A 15,197-nucleotide genomic window follows, 5' to 3' on the forward strand; every position below is an offset into this window, starting at 1 on the left:
TGAGGTGCTCCCGACGAGATTCGAACTCATATCGATGGTACCGGAAACCATAATTCTATCCATTGAACTACGGGAGCAAGGCTGCAAATATAGGATTTGAAAACTTATTTTTTTTGCATTTTGAATAAAAAAATACACTTATTTCTATACAAACGGATACAGGAACTTATAGGGAATGTCGGATTTTTGCAAAAAATAGTCTGTTAAATACAAAGATATGGAAGCTTGCTGCGATAAATTTGTTTTAACAATTAATACTGACCAAATTTTATGAACCGCAGACAACTAATCCAAAGCCTTGCTATTGGTATTCCTGGAGTTTTACTTTCCAATAAACTTTCCGCATTTCAATCAAATAATAATGATGGAGCAAAAGATTTTGTAGAGAAAATTCTCGCAGGGCCATTCTCCCCAACATGGGAATCGCTCGCTAATTATAAAACCCCTGAATGGTTTAGGGATGCAAAATTTGGCATTTGGGCGCACTGGGGGCCCCAGTGCCAACCGGAAGCCGGCGATTGGTATGCCAGGGAAATGCATATGGAGGGAAGCTGGAAGTATAAATATCATATTGAAAAATACGGACACCCTTCTAAATTCGGCTTTAAAGATGTAATCAATGTCTGGAAAGCAGAGAATTGGGACCCTGAATCGCTTGTTTTACTATATAAAAGCGCTGGGGCTAAATATTTTATGGCGCTGGCCAACCACCACGATAACCTGGATCTTTACAAGAGTAAATACCAGAAGAACTGGAATTCTACCAAAGTAGGTCCGAAAAAAGACATCATTGGCGGCTGGGCTGCTGCCGCTAAAAAACATGAACTGCCATTTGGTGTTAGTGTGCATGCTGCACACGCCTGGAGCTGGTTTGAAACCAGCCAGCGTGCAGACAAAAACGGCCCTATGGCAGGTGTTCCATACGATGGGAAACTTACAAAAGCCGATGGGAAAGGTAAATGGTGGGAGGGGCTTGATCCACAGGAACTTTATGCACAGGATCATCAGCTGAGTCAAAACAGCCTGAATAACGGAACTATACACAAGCAATGGGATTGGGGCAATGGTGTTACACCGCCTACCAGTGCATACATCAACAAGTTTTATAACCGTACTATCGATCTGATTAACAAATATCACCCGGATATGATATATTTTGACGATTCACAATTGCCTATGTGGCCAATCAGTGATGTAGGGTTAAAAATTGCCGCACACTTTTACAACAAAAGTATTAAGGATAAAGGCAAGCTCACCGCGGTAGTTACCGGAAAAATACTTACCGAAACACAACGTAAGGCCATGGTATGGGATATAGAACGCGGGCAGAGCAACAACATTGAGCCCCTGCCTTGGCAAACCGATACCTGTATAGGAAGCTGGCATTACGAAAGGGGAATTTACAACAGAAATGGCTATAAAACGGCAAAAACGGTCATCCATACCTTAATTGATGTGGTGAGCAAAAATGGTAACCTAATGCTCAATATCCCGGTGCGTGGTGATGGTACAATAGATGAACTCGAGCGTAAGGTTGTAGAAGATATTGGCGTATGGATGAAAGCGAACGGAGAGAGTATATATGGTACCTGGCCATGGAAAATTTTTGGAGAAGGCCCCGCACAGGAAAAATCCCCTAAATTAAGCGCACAAGGGTTTAATGAAGGTAAAGGTGTTCCTTTTAGTGATAAAGATATCCGGTTTGCCGTTAAAGAAAAAGAACTGTTTGCTACGGTTATGGGCTGGCCGGCCGAAGGTTCGGTTTTGATTTCCAGTCTGGCCGAGGGATCATCAAACTATCCCGGAAAAATAAGCAATGTGCAACTGCTTGCCACCAAAGAAAATTTGCGTTTTGAAAGAAATTCACAAGGTTTAAAGGTTTATTTTCCCGCAAATCAGCCACAAGCTTCCTACGCTAATGCCCTGAAAATTACATAAGCTTAAAATAATAATTGCTTAACAGTTATAGATTGGATCAACCTGTATTGGTGATCCAATCTTTGTATTTTACTATTCCTGAAAGAGTTTTGGTTGCTATATTGTCTCTTGATACCACTGAATTAATTTAGTCTACGCAATGAAATCCTGTAACCGTCCTGGTGCACAAATAAATAATTGATTTTTTGCTTAAATTTCAAATTTTCAACCTGTTGCGTTGATTTTTTTAAGAAAAATCATGCAGAAAGAGTATAGAAAAATACTGGTTTTGTCTTATAAGAAATAAAGCGAAAAAATCACCGTTAATGACTATAAATCGATATGCTTGGCAATTTAAACGCTGTTTTTTAATGAATCCTTGTAAAATTACAATAGGGTAGAAGCATATCACCATGTATTACAAAGAGCAGCTGACGTACGGAACAGTACCTGTCACATCTGGTACGGCCAATCCGGCAACCTTTGCCTTTAAAAAAGCGTATAACCTTTAGAACAAGCAGACTATTAGATTAATTTAAATAGAGTAGTTAATCTTCAATTATATATACCTATGAAAACAAAAAAGAATCAAATCATCCTATGCATCGCGTTACTGTCATTTGGATGCAGTAAGCCAATCGTTGCTGAGGATACGGCAAATTTGGGCACCAGTCTGTTGCCCGGAAAACAAATGGTTGCTACTGCCCTTGGGCAGGTAACTACTGTTGTACACCCTGGCATGCTTCACTCTGCAGCTGATTTTACCCGAATGACAGCCAAGGTAAATGCAGGGGCACAACCCTGGCTGGATGGCTGGAATAAACTGGTCGCCAATGGCCGTTCTGCTTCCACCTATGTTCCGCGGCCGGTTGATACCATTGTGCGTGGAAGAGCAGCAAGCGGAAGAGGAGAAAATTACATTCAGGCATGCCAGGATGCTGCCGCAGCTTATCAAAATGCCTTACGATGGAAAATTAAAGGCGATGCCGCCTGCGGCGCGAACGCAGTAGCCATTATGAATGCCTGGGCGGTTAAATGCAAGTATATTGATGGTGATAGCAACAAACAACTGGCGGCTGGCCTGCAAGGGTACCAGTGGGCAAATGCTGCAGAAATTATGCGTGGTTACAGCGGTTGGTCGGCAGCAGATTTTACGGCCTTTAAAAATTTCATGCTTAATGTATACTATCCGGTTTCGAGCGATTTTTTGAACAGGCATAACAACACCTGCGGCACTCATTACTGGCTTAACTGGGATATGTCTAACTTATGCACGGTGTTAGCTATTGGCATTCTTTGTGATGATGTGGCCAAAATTAATTATGCAATAAATTATTACCAGCATAGTGGAGCTGGTACCGCCTATATCGGAAGGGTAACAACAGCAACTTATCCAAATGGTATGGACCAGGCACAGGAGGCAGGGAGAGACCAGGGACATGCCACGATGGAGGTTCCGCTTTTTGGAACCTTTTGCCAGATGCTGTATAACCAGGGTCAGAACTTTTTTGATTATAACCCTTGGAGTCATGTTAATCCACCACTTTTAGGGGTTAGCGAATATATAGCAGCCTATAACATCAATACCACCAACACCGTTCCGTTTACCACTTATAATAACTGTGAAAATTCAAATCAAACGGTCATCTCAAGTGGTGGTAGGGGTAACATCCGTCCGGGATGGGAGCTGGTTTACAATTATTATGTGAAGGTAAAAGGTAAGTCTGCCCCATATACAACCCAATTTGCCGAAAAGGTGAGACCTGAGGGAGGAGGCGGAGACTACGGTTCTACCAGCGGAAGCTACGATCAGCTAGGCTTCGGTACCTTGACCTTTTCCCGTTAAATAATAATAAAGGCTTCATCGATTAAGATGAAGCCTTTGTTGTAAATAATACGTCTTAAATTTAACCGCAGGGCCTGCTCTTTAGATTTTTACAAATCCCCACTGTTGGTTTCTTCCACCCGAATACGACCACTGTACAACCGCAGTTCCATTGTTTAACGATGAACCCGTTACATCCAGGGCTTTTCCGCTATTCGCATTCGTTATCCGGTAATAGCCATTGTCGGTTATTTGTATAGACCATTTTTGGTTAGCACTACCATTGTAATCCCACAAAGCTGCCTGTCCGCCATCAGCAGTGCTAAATCCGCTAATTTCCAGGCATTTGGTAGGTGCGTGTACAGGAGTAAGACGGAATAATCCGCTGCCCGCGTCTTCTACCTTAAATTGTTGGTTGGCGCCAGCACCATATAGCCATTGCTGTGCAACTGTTCCGTTTGAGCTGCCCCATCCGGCAGCCTCAAGAGCTTTAAAGCTATACCTGTTGTAAATCTGGTAAATTTGTCCGGCCTGAATGCTTGAAGTGCTGGCATTTTGGCCTGCCTGTACAACCGCTGCCAAAGCTTGTTGGTCGGCTGAACCAATATTTTGTCTGTCGAGGATCCTGAATGCATTGTTTCCTGAAGATCCATCATCAAAATAAAACGGTTTTAATCCATATTGCACTGCCTGCCGGGTAACATGGTTGATATAATAAGCTCTGCTGGCCAGGTGTAAAGTTAAATTATCGCCCGATAAAGTATTGGGCCTTTTGATTGCACCGTACTCCCCGAGTATAACCGGTATACCTTTATCAATATACTTTGTTTTCATCAGGGCAAATTGTGGCCCGGCATCTCCTTCTTCTCCATAAGTTGCATTGCGCGACGCATTGGTTGTGGAGTGATAACCATTACCCCAATAGTAAAATGCATTTCCCCAACTTACATCATCTGCCAGCCCTGCGAAATTGAATGGCGTATAGTAGTGTACTTCTACCATTAGCCGATTTGGGGCCGAATCATTCGGTAAAGCATTCATCAGGTTGTTGGTATGGTCTATATTAGTACTAGGCCCCTGAATTACAAGTGTACGGTAGCTATTTTTACCACCGGTAGATCGTACCGCGTTTACAAAAGTTTGATGATAAGATAATAGTACACCCATTCCCGTAGCGTCAGAAACTGCTGGTTCATTGGCACTGGCAAAGATAAGATGTTCATCAAAATTGCGCAGGTTTGTGGCAATCTGTTCCCAGAATGCTTTTTGCATGGCATTTACATAGGGTTGTTGGGCTGTGGTACAGTTGTTTTCAAGCCATCCTCCATCCCAGTGGATATTCAGGATTACGTATAAACCATCATTTATGCAGTATTGGACCACATCTTTTACCCTGTTGAGCCACGATTGCTGAAGCTGGGCAGTACTGGTGTTAGCCATATACTGGTTCCATGAGCAGGGAAGCCGTACCGCCGTAAATCCACTTCTTTTTACTTGGTCAATAAGTGCCTGGGTCATTGCTGGATTGCCCCAGTAGGTTTCGCCACCTATGGCTTCCAGACTATTACCGCTGTTCCATCCCAGTGTAAATTTAGCAGCTAGCTGGGCAGCAGTACTGCCAACACCTGATTGGTCTGCGGGTTGCGGCGAAGTATTATAACTGGGATAACTGGTAGAGGTTGGCATGGTAACCGCTCGTTTTGTAGATTGAAGGACAGTAGGGTTTTCAATCTTTGCTTTTTGGCAGCCCACCGTTAAAACGGCCAACAGCATGCCTGTTAGGTAATTTAGTGTTCTCATATTATGGTATTTGGTTAGTGATTTTATAGTCGATGCAGCACCTTTCAGTCCCTTATGTTAACGAAATTAGTAGCTTATGTATAAATATAATGGCTCATTTGTTAAATTATTATCTACATATGTTAGCCATAATTTGTAACAGTGCAAAAACAATTGATGAAACAAAAACAAAAAGATTCAATACCATTAATTGTTATTAACTATCGCAGAAAGCCTGAATGGTTGCTATAGCAACATGTTAATTCCGTCTTATAGTGGGTCGGTTTTGATGACTTATCAGGTTAATTTATAGATATAATACTATGAATTGTATCTATTAAATAAGTAATATTTTGGATTAAAATTTTACTTGTCGTTTTTATCTGGAGGAGTTTTTTAAAAGCAATAATGCTGCTCTATTTACTGTTTTTTTCAAATAAGACCAAGCACATAGAGTATTGTTTTCATTTTGCTTTGTCAATTGTAAAAGTATCTATTCTCAGCCAGATTAGATTTAAACACCTATTTTTTCGAATGTTCAAAAAAACAATTTTTCAGTTCCTTATCATGATGGCAATAACCTTGTCATCAAAGTCCCAAAACCTTCAACCGCAGAAGTCTTTTCCCTTTCCCGATAAAATCAGGTACGATGGGGCCTGTTTATACATAGAAGGTAAACAAACTTTTGTTTACAGTGCAGCTTTTCACTATTTCCGTACACCCAAAGCGCTTTGGCGTGATCGTTTTTCCAAAATAAAATCAGCAGGCTTTAATACAGTTGAAACTTATGTTCCATGGAATCTTTGTGAGTTAAATATGCCAAAAGGGCTAGATGACTATTCTCAATTTGATTTCAAAGACCTTACAGACTGGATTCATATGGCTCAGGAAGAATTTGGCTTCTATACCGTTATCCGGCCAGGGGCATTTATCTGTGCCGAATTTGCAGGAGGGGGTTATCCCCGCTGGCTGGCTAAGTTTCGTCCTGATGACGTAGAGGGCTTTTGGCTTCGAAGTGCCGATGACCGCTATCTGGACTGGCACGATCACTGGTATAAAGCAGTGTGTAAAGTTGTTCAGAAAGAGCAGATCACCGCGAAACAAAAAGGCAAGAAAGGAATTATTCTTTTACAGATAGAAAATGAGTACAATGCACACAAAACGACAAATAAATCTCATGCCTTGCAGCGTATGTATAACTGTGTGCGTGGCGCAGGGATAACGATACCTGTATTTACTTGTCTGACATCTGAAACCCGCGGAAGCAAAGACCCTTTATTATCGCAGGTTTTCGATTGCGATAATTATTATGTTGGTTTGAAAGATGCTATTAGTTGTGCAAAGCGCATGGGCGATTTAAAGCAACAGCAACCCGATGCCCCTGGATTCGTTACTGAGCTGCAAGGTGGTTGGTTTGCAACCGTAGGGGGAAAACTGAGTGAAGAGCATTACTCTAACGACAAACATTTTTATGCTCTCGGAATGATGTCAATTGCAGGAGGTGCGACAGGTATTTTTCCTTATGTGTTTGTTGGAGGAACGCATTTTGCAGGCTGGGGTGCCCGAGGGCAAACCACAACTTATGATTATAACGCGGCGATCCGTGAAAACGGGGCATTATCTCCAAAATATTATGCTGCACAAAATTTAGGCGATTTCATTAAAAAGTATGGGCATAAGCTTATTAATTCAAAAGGTGGCTTATGCAGCTTTGAAAGTGCTCCAGCTGAAATTGTGGGTGCACAACGTATATCTGCAGATGGAACACGCTTTGTATTTATGCATAACAGTTCTACAGAACAAAGTAATAGCGGCACTGCAACTGTTAAAGCGGGTAAAAGCGATACCGGACAACCTATGTACAACATAGATCAGGATGAAAATAAAGTCCTGATCAAAAGTAAAAATAATGCTGATACAACAAAGGGGATATTAACGGACCTTTTAATCCGTTACGATTTGGGCCCGCTTGAAACAAAAGTATTGATCATTCCTCCTGCTGGTAGTGCTGAAAAAGGTCTCTGGTGGTATTACCAGGCACCAATAGCAAAAGTATCCTTGCCGCTTAGCTTTCGCTTTAAATCAATACAACAATACAATGAAGATACACAAGGCCTCTGGCGGCCCTTATACCAAGGGAAATCTTTACCTGAAATGGGTATAAATGATTTGCGCTACGTTCGTTACCGTTCAGGTTTCAATCTGAATAAACAAGAAGTTGGTAAATATACACGGATGTTATTCAATACCTATTCGAGAGATATTATAAATATGGAAGTTAACGGCAAAATTGCTCCCCGTATATTTCCTGCTGAAAAGTGGGTTTCAGAGGTTACCCGCCAGCGCGACAAATCGTTTACTTTTTTAAAAGAAACAGAATACGATAACCAATTTGATTTGACCGGGCTACTGAAAGAAGGCCATAATGAAGTATGGTTGGTTTATGAGAATATAGGGCATGAACATGGATATTTTCCGATGGAAGAACTTTGCGGCATCCGCATTGCAGGCCTGTCTGACGGTACCACGACGATTGATAAAAAATTGGAGTGGGATTATTCTCCTAACTTATCTGGTATAGCGCAAAAATTTACTGAAAATGGCTTCGATACCAAGCAATGGAAATTTATACCACTGGATACCACTTTTCAGATCCCACGCAAAGGAAATAACGTGCAACCCAAAGGAAAACAAAATGCACTTTTAACCTGGTATCGGTCAGAATTTACGCTGCCTAAAAATGATGGAAAAAGAACCTGGAGGCTACTTATCAATGCTTCTGGTAATGGATTTATTTATATAAATGGCCATAACATAGGCCGCCATTGGGAGGCTGGCCCACAGCGGGAATTCTATATACCCGAATGTTGGCTGAATCTTAAAGAGGGAGAGAAAAATAACATTACGCTCGGCTTAAGGCAAACCGTTAACGGCGCTGTAATCAGGGCAATGGAAATCTGCAGTTATAATAACGATAACAATTAGATAAGCAAACAGGCTGAAAATTTACTGCCAGGCACTTTGGCATAAAGAACGAACAGAATAAACCGGTCAATTACCAGGAAACTATTATGAAAAATTATTTACCAGTTAAGCCTTTTAAGTATTGGCTCTCTTTAAGTCTTGTTGTAGTGCATTATAGCCTTAATGCCCAGTCTATTAATGGCGTCCAGGCAGATGCGAGTCGTTTGAGTAATATCTATACAGCGGTACCATTTCTGCTTATTACTACACAGCCCAGGTCTGCTGCTATGGGAAATGCGGGAGTTGCACTTGAGGCAGATGCTAATGCTAGCATGATGAACACCTCGGCACTAGCCTTTCTGCCAGAAGGAAATATAGGAGCTTCATTTTCATATAGTCCCTGGCTTAAACAGCTTGCTTCCGGTATGAGTATTTCATCTCTTACGGGCTATTACAGATTAAATGAGCGGAATACGGTTTCGGCTGCATTGCGGTACTTTTCAATCGGGAATGTAAATTTTAGTGATGATAATTTTCAGGATCTCGGCGTTTATAATCCAAACGAATTTGCTTTAGACATAGGTTATGCACTAAAACTCGGTCCCGGATTTGCCCTTGGGGGTAATTTGCGCTACATTAACAGTAACTTAATTGGAGGAGGGGCAGTTAATAATGTCAGGGCAGGTAAAGCGGTGGCGGTAGATGTTTCAGCGCTTGAAAAATCGGAGATCCAGTTGGGTGGAACCCCTGCAATATTGAGTTTTGGCCTTGGCCTTTCCAATATTGGTACCAAGATGATTTATGGCACTTCGTTAAAATCGTATTTCCTCCCGGCAAATTTTAAAATTGGCTCTGCACTAAAAATGGGAGAAGGCCCAACAAAAGTTACTTTTGCCCTCGATTTTAATAAATTGATGGCACCTACTCAACCCATTTACGATGCTGATGGAAATATAGTAAAAGGTAAAGATCCTGACCGTTCTGTTCCCGCCGGTATATTTGGTTCTTTCAGCGATGCACCTGGGGGTTTCAGGGAAGAACTTCAGGAGGTGGGCGTATCTGCAGGGGCAGAAATCAGTTTTAAAGAAACACTATACCTGCGTACAGGTTACCTTTATCAAAATCCTCAAAAGGCAGACGCTTCTTACCTTACCCTTGGTTTGGGAGTTCGTTATAGCCGTTTTACCTTCGATTTCTCCTATCTGATAGGATCAGTTCAGAGTCCGCTAAGAAATACCATAAGATTTGGTTTGCAAGCAAATTTTAGTAAGATCAGATAAAAGTTAAACAACTTCAATTTGTGAACATACGATTGTGAAGGCTTTGAAATATCGCATTGTCTTTTTGTTTCAGTCAAATGATTTGCCTTTTACTGTTAAAAATTAATTATTTAGAATAAGATGGAAATCTCATTTATTGCAAAAGAAATATGTTATTTAAGTTTTGTTCTGCTTTTAAAAAAAAGTGATTCACAATCTATTAAGGCAGGAGGGATTCGGTATTTAAGCAAAATAGTTAACCCTTTCTTTTAACCTGATGTATTTTATGTTAAAAAATGATTAAATCATTGCCCCAAACATTCACTAGCATTGACTTTGTGCTCCTGTAATTTTAAATTAGGCTTTCTGGTGCCGATTTTAGGGGCTTAGGTTGGCATTTTAAGAAATAAAAATGCACCTTTGCGAACCGTTAATTGAGGTTTAGGCATGTAACAAATTAAATAGCTGTGTATGGAAGAAATGGTTGTGGAAGAAATTCAGGAACTACTTGAAAAAGAAAATGATAAGGCTTTAAAGCAATATCTCGATCAACTGAATATTTCGGATGTTGAAGAACTGATTGATGAACTTCCACAATATGCCGCTAAATTTATCGAAACCTTATCTCTTAACAGGGCCGTAAACGTTTTTCGTATTCTTGATTTTCCTACCCAGGAGCGGATCATTAAAAAACTTTCAGGTAATAAACTCAATCAGATTATCAAAGATCTGCCTCCAGATGATCGTACCGCACTTTTTAGTGAGTTAAAAGGTGATGTGGTAAAAAAAATGATCACACTTTTACCACCCGAAGAACGTAAAGAATCGCTCGCACTCCTTGGTTATAAAGAAGATAGTATTGGTCGTTTAATGACGCCCGATTACATCGCCGTAAAACCAGAATGGTCTATCAACAGAGTTTTAGCACATATTAGGCGTTATGGCAAAAACTCCGAAACCATCGATGTTGTTTACGTTATCGATAAAGATGGTGTGTTGTTGGATGATATCAGGATACGTGAGGTTTTATTGGCCGATCCTGAAGCCATTATTGGTGAACTGACCGATAAACGTTTTATTGCCTTAAAAGCAAACGATCCGCAGGAAGATGCGATCAATATCTTCAGGATGAACAACCGTGTGGCTTTACCCGTTGTAGATGAAAATAATATTCTTTTAGGGATTGTTACCGTTGATGATATTTTGTGGATTGCCAACGAAGAATATACCGAAGATATGCACAAAATTGGAGGTACCGAAGCTTTGGATGAGCCTTATCTCGATATCCCAATTTTAAAACTGGTTAAAAAACGTGCTGGTTGGTTAATTGTTCTGTTTTTAGGCGAAATGTTAACCGCAACAGCCATGCAGCATTTTGAAATCGAACTCGAAAAGGCAGTAGTGCTGTCTCTTTTTATCCCATTAATTATGAGTAGCGGTGGTAACAGCGGTTCTCAGGCGTCAACATTAATTATCCAGGCCATGGCCTTAGGCGAGGTAACCATTGCAGAATGGTGGCGCGTAATGCGCCGAGAGCTTGTTTCAGGAGTTTTACTTGGTATCATTTTAGGCACAATTGGTTTTATCCGTATTGTAACCTGGCAAGAGTTACACCTCTATAATTATGGTCCGCATTGGTTTTTAATAGCCACAACTATATTTTTTACCCTCGTTGGAATTGTTTTATGGGGCAGTTTAATCGGTTCAATGATGCCAATTATTTTGAAAAAACTAAAACTCGATCCCGCAACCTCATCAGCACCATTTGTAGCCACCATGGTAGATGTAACCGGAATTGTAATCTATTTCAGTGTAGCCGTATTAATTTTAAAAGGCGTTTTACTTTAAATATAAATCATGCAAAAGAAAATTACCACACTTTTTACCGATATCGGGGGTGTTTTGTTAACTAATGGCTGGGATAGGCAGGCAAGGGGAGAGGCTTCGGTACTTTTTAACCTCGACTCGGTTGATCTCGAAGAACGCCATCACCTTACCTTCGATACCTATGAAGTGGGTAAACTTACACTTGATGAATATTTAGAACGCATCGTTTTCTTCGAAGAACGGAGCTTTACCTACGATGATTTTAAAGAATTTATGTTCAAAAAATCGCTTCCTTATCCGGAAATGATTGGATTAATCTGCAATTTAAAAAAGAAATATAACCTAAAGGTCGCCGTAATCAGCAACGAAGGAAGAGAGCTAAATCAGTACCGTATCAATACCTTTAAACTGAATGAATTTGTTGATTTCTTTGTGTCATCAAGCTTTGTGCATTTTCGTAAACCCGATGCCGATATTTTCAAAGTTGCGATCGATATTTCGCAGAGTGACGTAGAAACGAGTTTATATATAGACGATCGGATGCTTTTTGTACAGGTTGCCGAAGGTTTAGGTCTAAGAGGCATTCATCATAGCAGTTATGAAGATACCAAGGCACAGTTAGCTGCTTACGGGTTAGAGGTTTAATAAATGGATCGTCATCTAGACTGAAGATCGTCATCTAGACTGAAGATCAACGAAACGGAGAGATCTATCTTAAATTTCTTAATACCTCTAATTTTAAATTGGCAACTCTTATTAAAAAGAATACTTGCCGATTAAAAAAGTATATTTATCTTTACGCTGTGAAAAATACAACAGAAAAATATTGTTTAAACTCGTGTTTTTGTTACTCAAAAAGTAACGGGTTGACTTTATTTATCTGATAGGAAACATAAAAAGATTTAAAGCCGCTTGTTACAAATGTAATAAGCGGCTTTTTTATTTCTAATCGTTTGGTATGCACAATGGATGTGTGCTGGTCTGCAAAACCAGTGTAGTCAGTTCGATTCTGACACCAAACTCAAAAAAAGAGATTGTGATTAACCGATTATTGTTTCTCATAGTTGAAGGCCCTGATAAAGTATCATTTACCAACAAATTGGTTGCTTAGCGCCATTTCCAGTTTAACTCACTAACAAATTCAATATTTAATTTGTTAGCTAAGGTTGTTAAAAAGAATCTAGTACTTTCATCATCCACCCTATCTTTGGGAACTATTAAATATTGATTGGATTTTGTTCTGATATAAAAGTATTCATTTATTTCAGTGATTTGGTCAACCTCTGTAATATTGATTTTAACTAGCCCCGTTTTATCCGAAGTTTCAATAAAATTGTCGTTAAATTCAATGACATTTGATTCATTAAACCAGTTTTGCATATTATTCTTTACATGATTTCTATAATGTCTTTTATAAAACCATGCTTGGTATTTTGGATATAAGAAAAGAGCTAGTATTCCCAAAAACAATAGATAATATGCGAAAAAATTATTTTCCCGAATAAGCATTAGAAATCCAATTATTAATAAACTAAAGGTTACTATCAGGTAATTTTTTTTACGATTTTTTTTAGTGATTTTACTTTTTGAAGAAATAAAGAGCTGTGAATTTAGATAATCATCTTCTCTTAGCGTGTATTTGAGTGTCATTTTGAATATTATGAATTTAAAAAAAAAGCCACTCGTAAGAGTGGCTCTATATATTTTAAGTTCCCTTTAGGAAATTTAGGTATTAAACATTAAATCTGAAGTGCATAATGTCGCCATCTTCCACAACGTAAGTTTTTCCTTCAACACCTAGCTTACCCGCATCTTTACAGGCATTTTCAGAACCTAAGGTTACGAAATCGTTGTATTTGATTACCTCCGCGCGGATAAAACCTTTTTCGAAATCGGTATGGATTACACCAGCAGCTTGTGGCGCTGTAAAGCCTTTTGTGATGGTCCAGGCCCTAACTTCTTGTACACCAGCGGTGAAATAGGTATAAAGATTTAATAATTTATAAGCTGCGCGGATTAATTTATTTACGCCTGATTCAGTTAAACCTAAATCAGCTAAAAATTCCTGACGCTCTTCGTAGCTATCCAGTTCCGCAATTTCTGATTCAATTTTAGCAGAGATCACTAAAACCTCAGCATTTTCATCAGCAACACTTGCTCTAACCAGATCAACATATTTGTTGCCCGTTACAACCGATGCCTCATCCACGTTACAAACATACATTACCGGCTTTTGCGTAAGTAAACCTAAATCTTCAATAAAATCGAAATCATCCTGAGCCAATGGTGCCGTACGAATAGATTTGCCACTTTCTAAATGAGATTTAACCACCGTTAAAATTTCATAAGTACGTTTTGCATCCTTATCGCCACCTGTTTTAGCCATTTTCTCCACTTTTTGAATACGTTTATCAACGCTATCCAAATCTTTAAGCTGTAGCTCAGTGTCAATAATTTCACGATCACGGATCGGATCAACAGAGCCATCTACGTGGATTACATTTCCATCATCAAAACAACGTAAAACGTGGATAATGGCGTTTGTAGCACGGATATTTCCTAAAAACTGATTACCCAAACCTTCACCTTTCGATGCACCTTTTACCAAACCTGCAATATCTACGATCTCGATTGTATTCGGTTGCACTTTGTTTGGTTTAACCAACTCGGCCAGTTTGGTTAATCTATCATCAGGTACTGTAATTACGCCAACATTGGGCTCAATAGTACAAAAGGGGAAGTTTGCAGCCTGCGCTTTTGCGTTTGATAAACAGTTAAAAAGAGTCGATTTCCCAACATTTGGTAAACCCACTATACCACATTGTAATGCCATTATTTATTAGTCTTTATATCTTTAATTTGAGCTATTGGTGCATTGTCTTATGGTCAATAGCCTGGTGTTTCATTTTTGAACGTTAGTTCCGGGCTCTAGGCTATGATCTATCAAACCATCAACCATTTTACCTTTTTCCGCCTTCCGCCTTCCGCCTTCCGCCTTCCGCCTTCCGCCTTCCGCCTCAAATTCCGCGCAAAGATAAGCTTTTAAAACCTTTATTTAAACCCTTGCTATTGTATCAAATCTATATTTTATCTATGTTTAGCCAAAAATAAATAGAGATAAATGGAAGATTTTGAAAATGAAGTGCCCCAGGAAGTAAAATTGGTTGTTACCGAAGAAATGCGGAGCTATTTTTACGATATGAGTAAATGGGCCAGATTTTTATCGGTGGTGGGTTTTGTTCTCTCTGCATTTTTAACTTTAAGTTCATTTGGAATAGGGGCAGCAATAACGGCAAACCCTGCAATGCTCAATCAATTAGGACCATTGGCCAGTATAGGGGCTACAGGGATTACCATATTTTACCTGTTGTTGGCCTTACTCTTTTTCTACCCAAGTTTATTGCTCTTCCGTTTTTCAGCCAAGGGTAAACAAGGAGTGCTATTTGGCGATCAGGAAAATTTAAATGATGCCATCGCGAATGTAAAATCGCTTTTTAAATTTTGGGGAATACTCACCATTGTATTATTAGTGAGTTATTTTCTATTAATTCTTGCAGTAGCCGTTAGTAGTGTAGGTGTAAAATAAAAAATAAACTGTACACAGATAAAAGAAAGCCTCCCAGATT

At 39.7% G+C, this 15,197-nt stretch carries 10 protein-coding genes and 1 tRNA gene; 7 read left to right on the forward strand and 4 right to left on the reverse strand.

From position 1 onward, the window contains the following. Positions 1 to 5: 5 nt before the first annotated feature. A tRNA-Arg gene (locus HDC90_RS12490) sits at positions 6 to 77 on the reverse strand. A 193-nt stretch (positions 78 to 270) separates the two neighbouring features. On the opposite strand from HDC90_RS12490, the gene HDC90_RS12495 reads away from it, so the two are divergent. After that, positions 271 to 1,938 carry an alpha-L-fucosidase gene (locus HDC90_RS12495; RefSeq protein WP_184466824.1) on the forward strand — a complete coding sequence of 556 codons (1,668 nt, stop codon included), beginning with the start codon at positions 271 to 273 and terminating at the stop codon, positions 1,936 to 1,938. Between the two features lie 550 nt (positions 1,939 to 2,488). Then, the gene (locus HDC90_RS12500) at positions 2,489 to 3,763 is read left to right on the forward strand and encodes an alginate lyase family protein (RefSeq protein WP_221451843.1); all 1,275 of its coding nucleotides are present in this window, start codon (positions 2,489 to 2,491) and stop codon (positions 3,761 to 3,763) included. Between the two features lie 81 nt (positions 3,764 to 3,844). Here HDC90_RS12500 and HDC90_RS12505 read toward each other — a convergent pair whose 3' ends face one another. After that, positions 3,845 to 5,542, reverse strand: a complete 1,698-nt coding sequence (locus tag HDC90_RS12505; RefSeq protein ID WP_184466825.1) for a cellulase family glycosylhydrolase — start codon at positions 5,540 to 5,542, stop codon at positions 3,845 to 3,847. Between the two features lie 513 nt (positions 5,543 to 6,055). Between HDC90_RS12505 and HDC90_RS12510 the strand changes: the two genes are divergently transcribed. The 4 genes from HDC90_RS12510 to HDC90_RS12525 all read left to right on the forward strand — a co-directional run bounded on the left by HDC90_RS12510 (position 6,056) and on the right by HDC90_RS12525 (position 12,216). Then, entirely contained in the window at positions 6,056 to 8,506 is a 2,451-nt protein-coding gene (locus HDC90_RS12510; RefSeq protein ID WP_184466826.1) for a beta-galactosidase, read from the forward strand. Positions 8,507 to 8,592: 86 nt separating this feature from the next. Further along, the gene (gene porV / locus HDC90_RS12515; RefSeq protein WP_184466827.1) at positions 8,593 to 9,765 is read left to right on the forward strand and encodes a type IX secretion system outer membrane channel protein PorV; all 1,173 of its coding nucleotides are present in this window, start codon (positions 8,593 to 8,595) and stop codon (positions 9,763 to 9,765) included. A gap of 450 nt (positions 9,766 to 10,215) precedes the next feature. Beyond that, a complete protein-coding gene (gene mgtE, locus HDC90_RS12520; RefSeq protein ID WP_184466828.1) occupies positions 10,216 to 11,592 on the forward strand; it encodes a magnesium transporter in 1,377 nt (458 codons plus the stop codon). A gap of 9 nt (positions 11,593 to 11,601) precedes the next feature. Further along, positions 11,602 to 12,216, forward strand: a complete 615-nt coding sequence (locus tag HDC90_RS12525) for an HAD hydrolase-like protein (RefSeq protein WP_184466830.1) — start codon at positions 11,602 to 11,604, stop codon at positions 12,214 to 12,216. A 462-nt stretch (positions 12,217 to 12,678) separates the two neighbouring features. Here HDC90_RS12525 and HDC90_RS12530 read toward each other — a convergent pair whose 3' ends face one another. Together HDC90_RS12530 and ychF are read right to left on the reverse strand one after the other, a co-directional pair. Then, on the reverse strand, positions 12,679 to 13,221 hold the full coding sequence (locus HDC90_RS12530) for a YcxB family protein (RefSeq protein ID WP_184466832.1): 543 nt from the start codon (positions 13,219 to 13,221) through the stop codon (positions 12,679 to 12,681). Between the two features lie 82 nt (positions 13,222 to 13,303). After that, the gene (gene ychF / locus HDC90_RS12535; protein ID WP_184466834.1) at positions 13,304 to 14,404 is read right to left on the reverse strand and encodes a redox-regulated ATPase YchF; all 1,101 of its coding nucleotides are present in this window, start codon (positions 14,402 to 14,404) and stop codon (positions 13,304 to 13,306) included. A gap of 288 nt (positions 14,405 to 14,692) precedes the next feature. On the opposite strand from ychF, the gene HDC90_RS12540 reads away from it, so the two are divergent. Next, a complete protein-coding gene (locus HDC90_RS12540) occupies positions 14,693 to 15,157 on the forward strand; it encodes a DUF5362 family protein (RefSeq protein ID WP_184466836.1) in 465 nt (154 codons plus the stop codon). Positions 15,158 to 15,197 lie beyond the last annotated feature (40 nt).

This window comes from Pedobacter sp. AK013, assembly GCF_014205835.1.
Classification (GTDB): domain Bacteria; phylum Bacteroidota; class Bacteroidia; order Sphingobacteriales; family Sphingobacteriaceae; genus Pedobacter.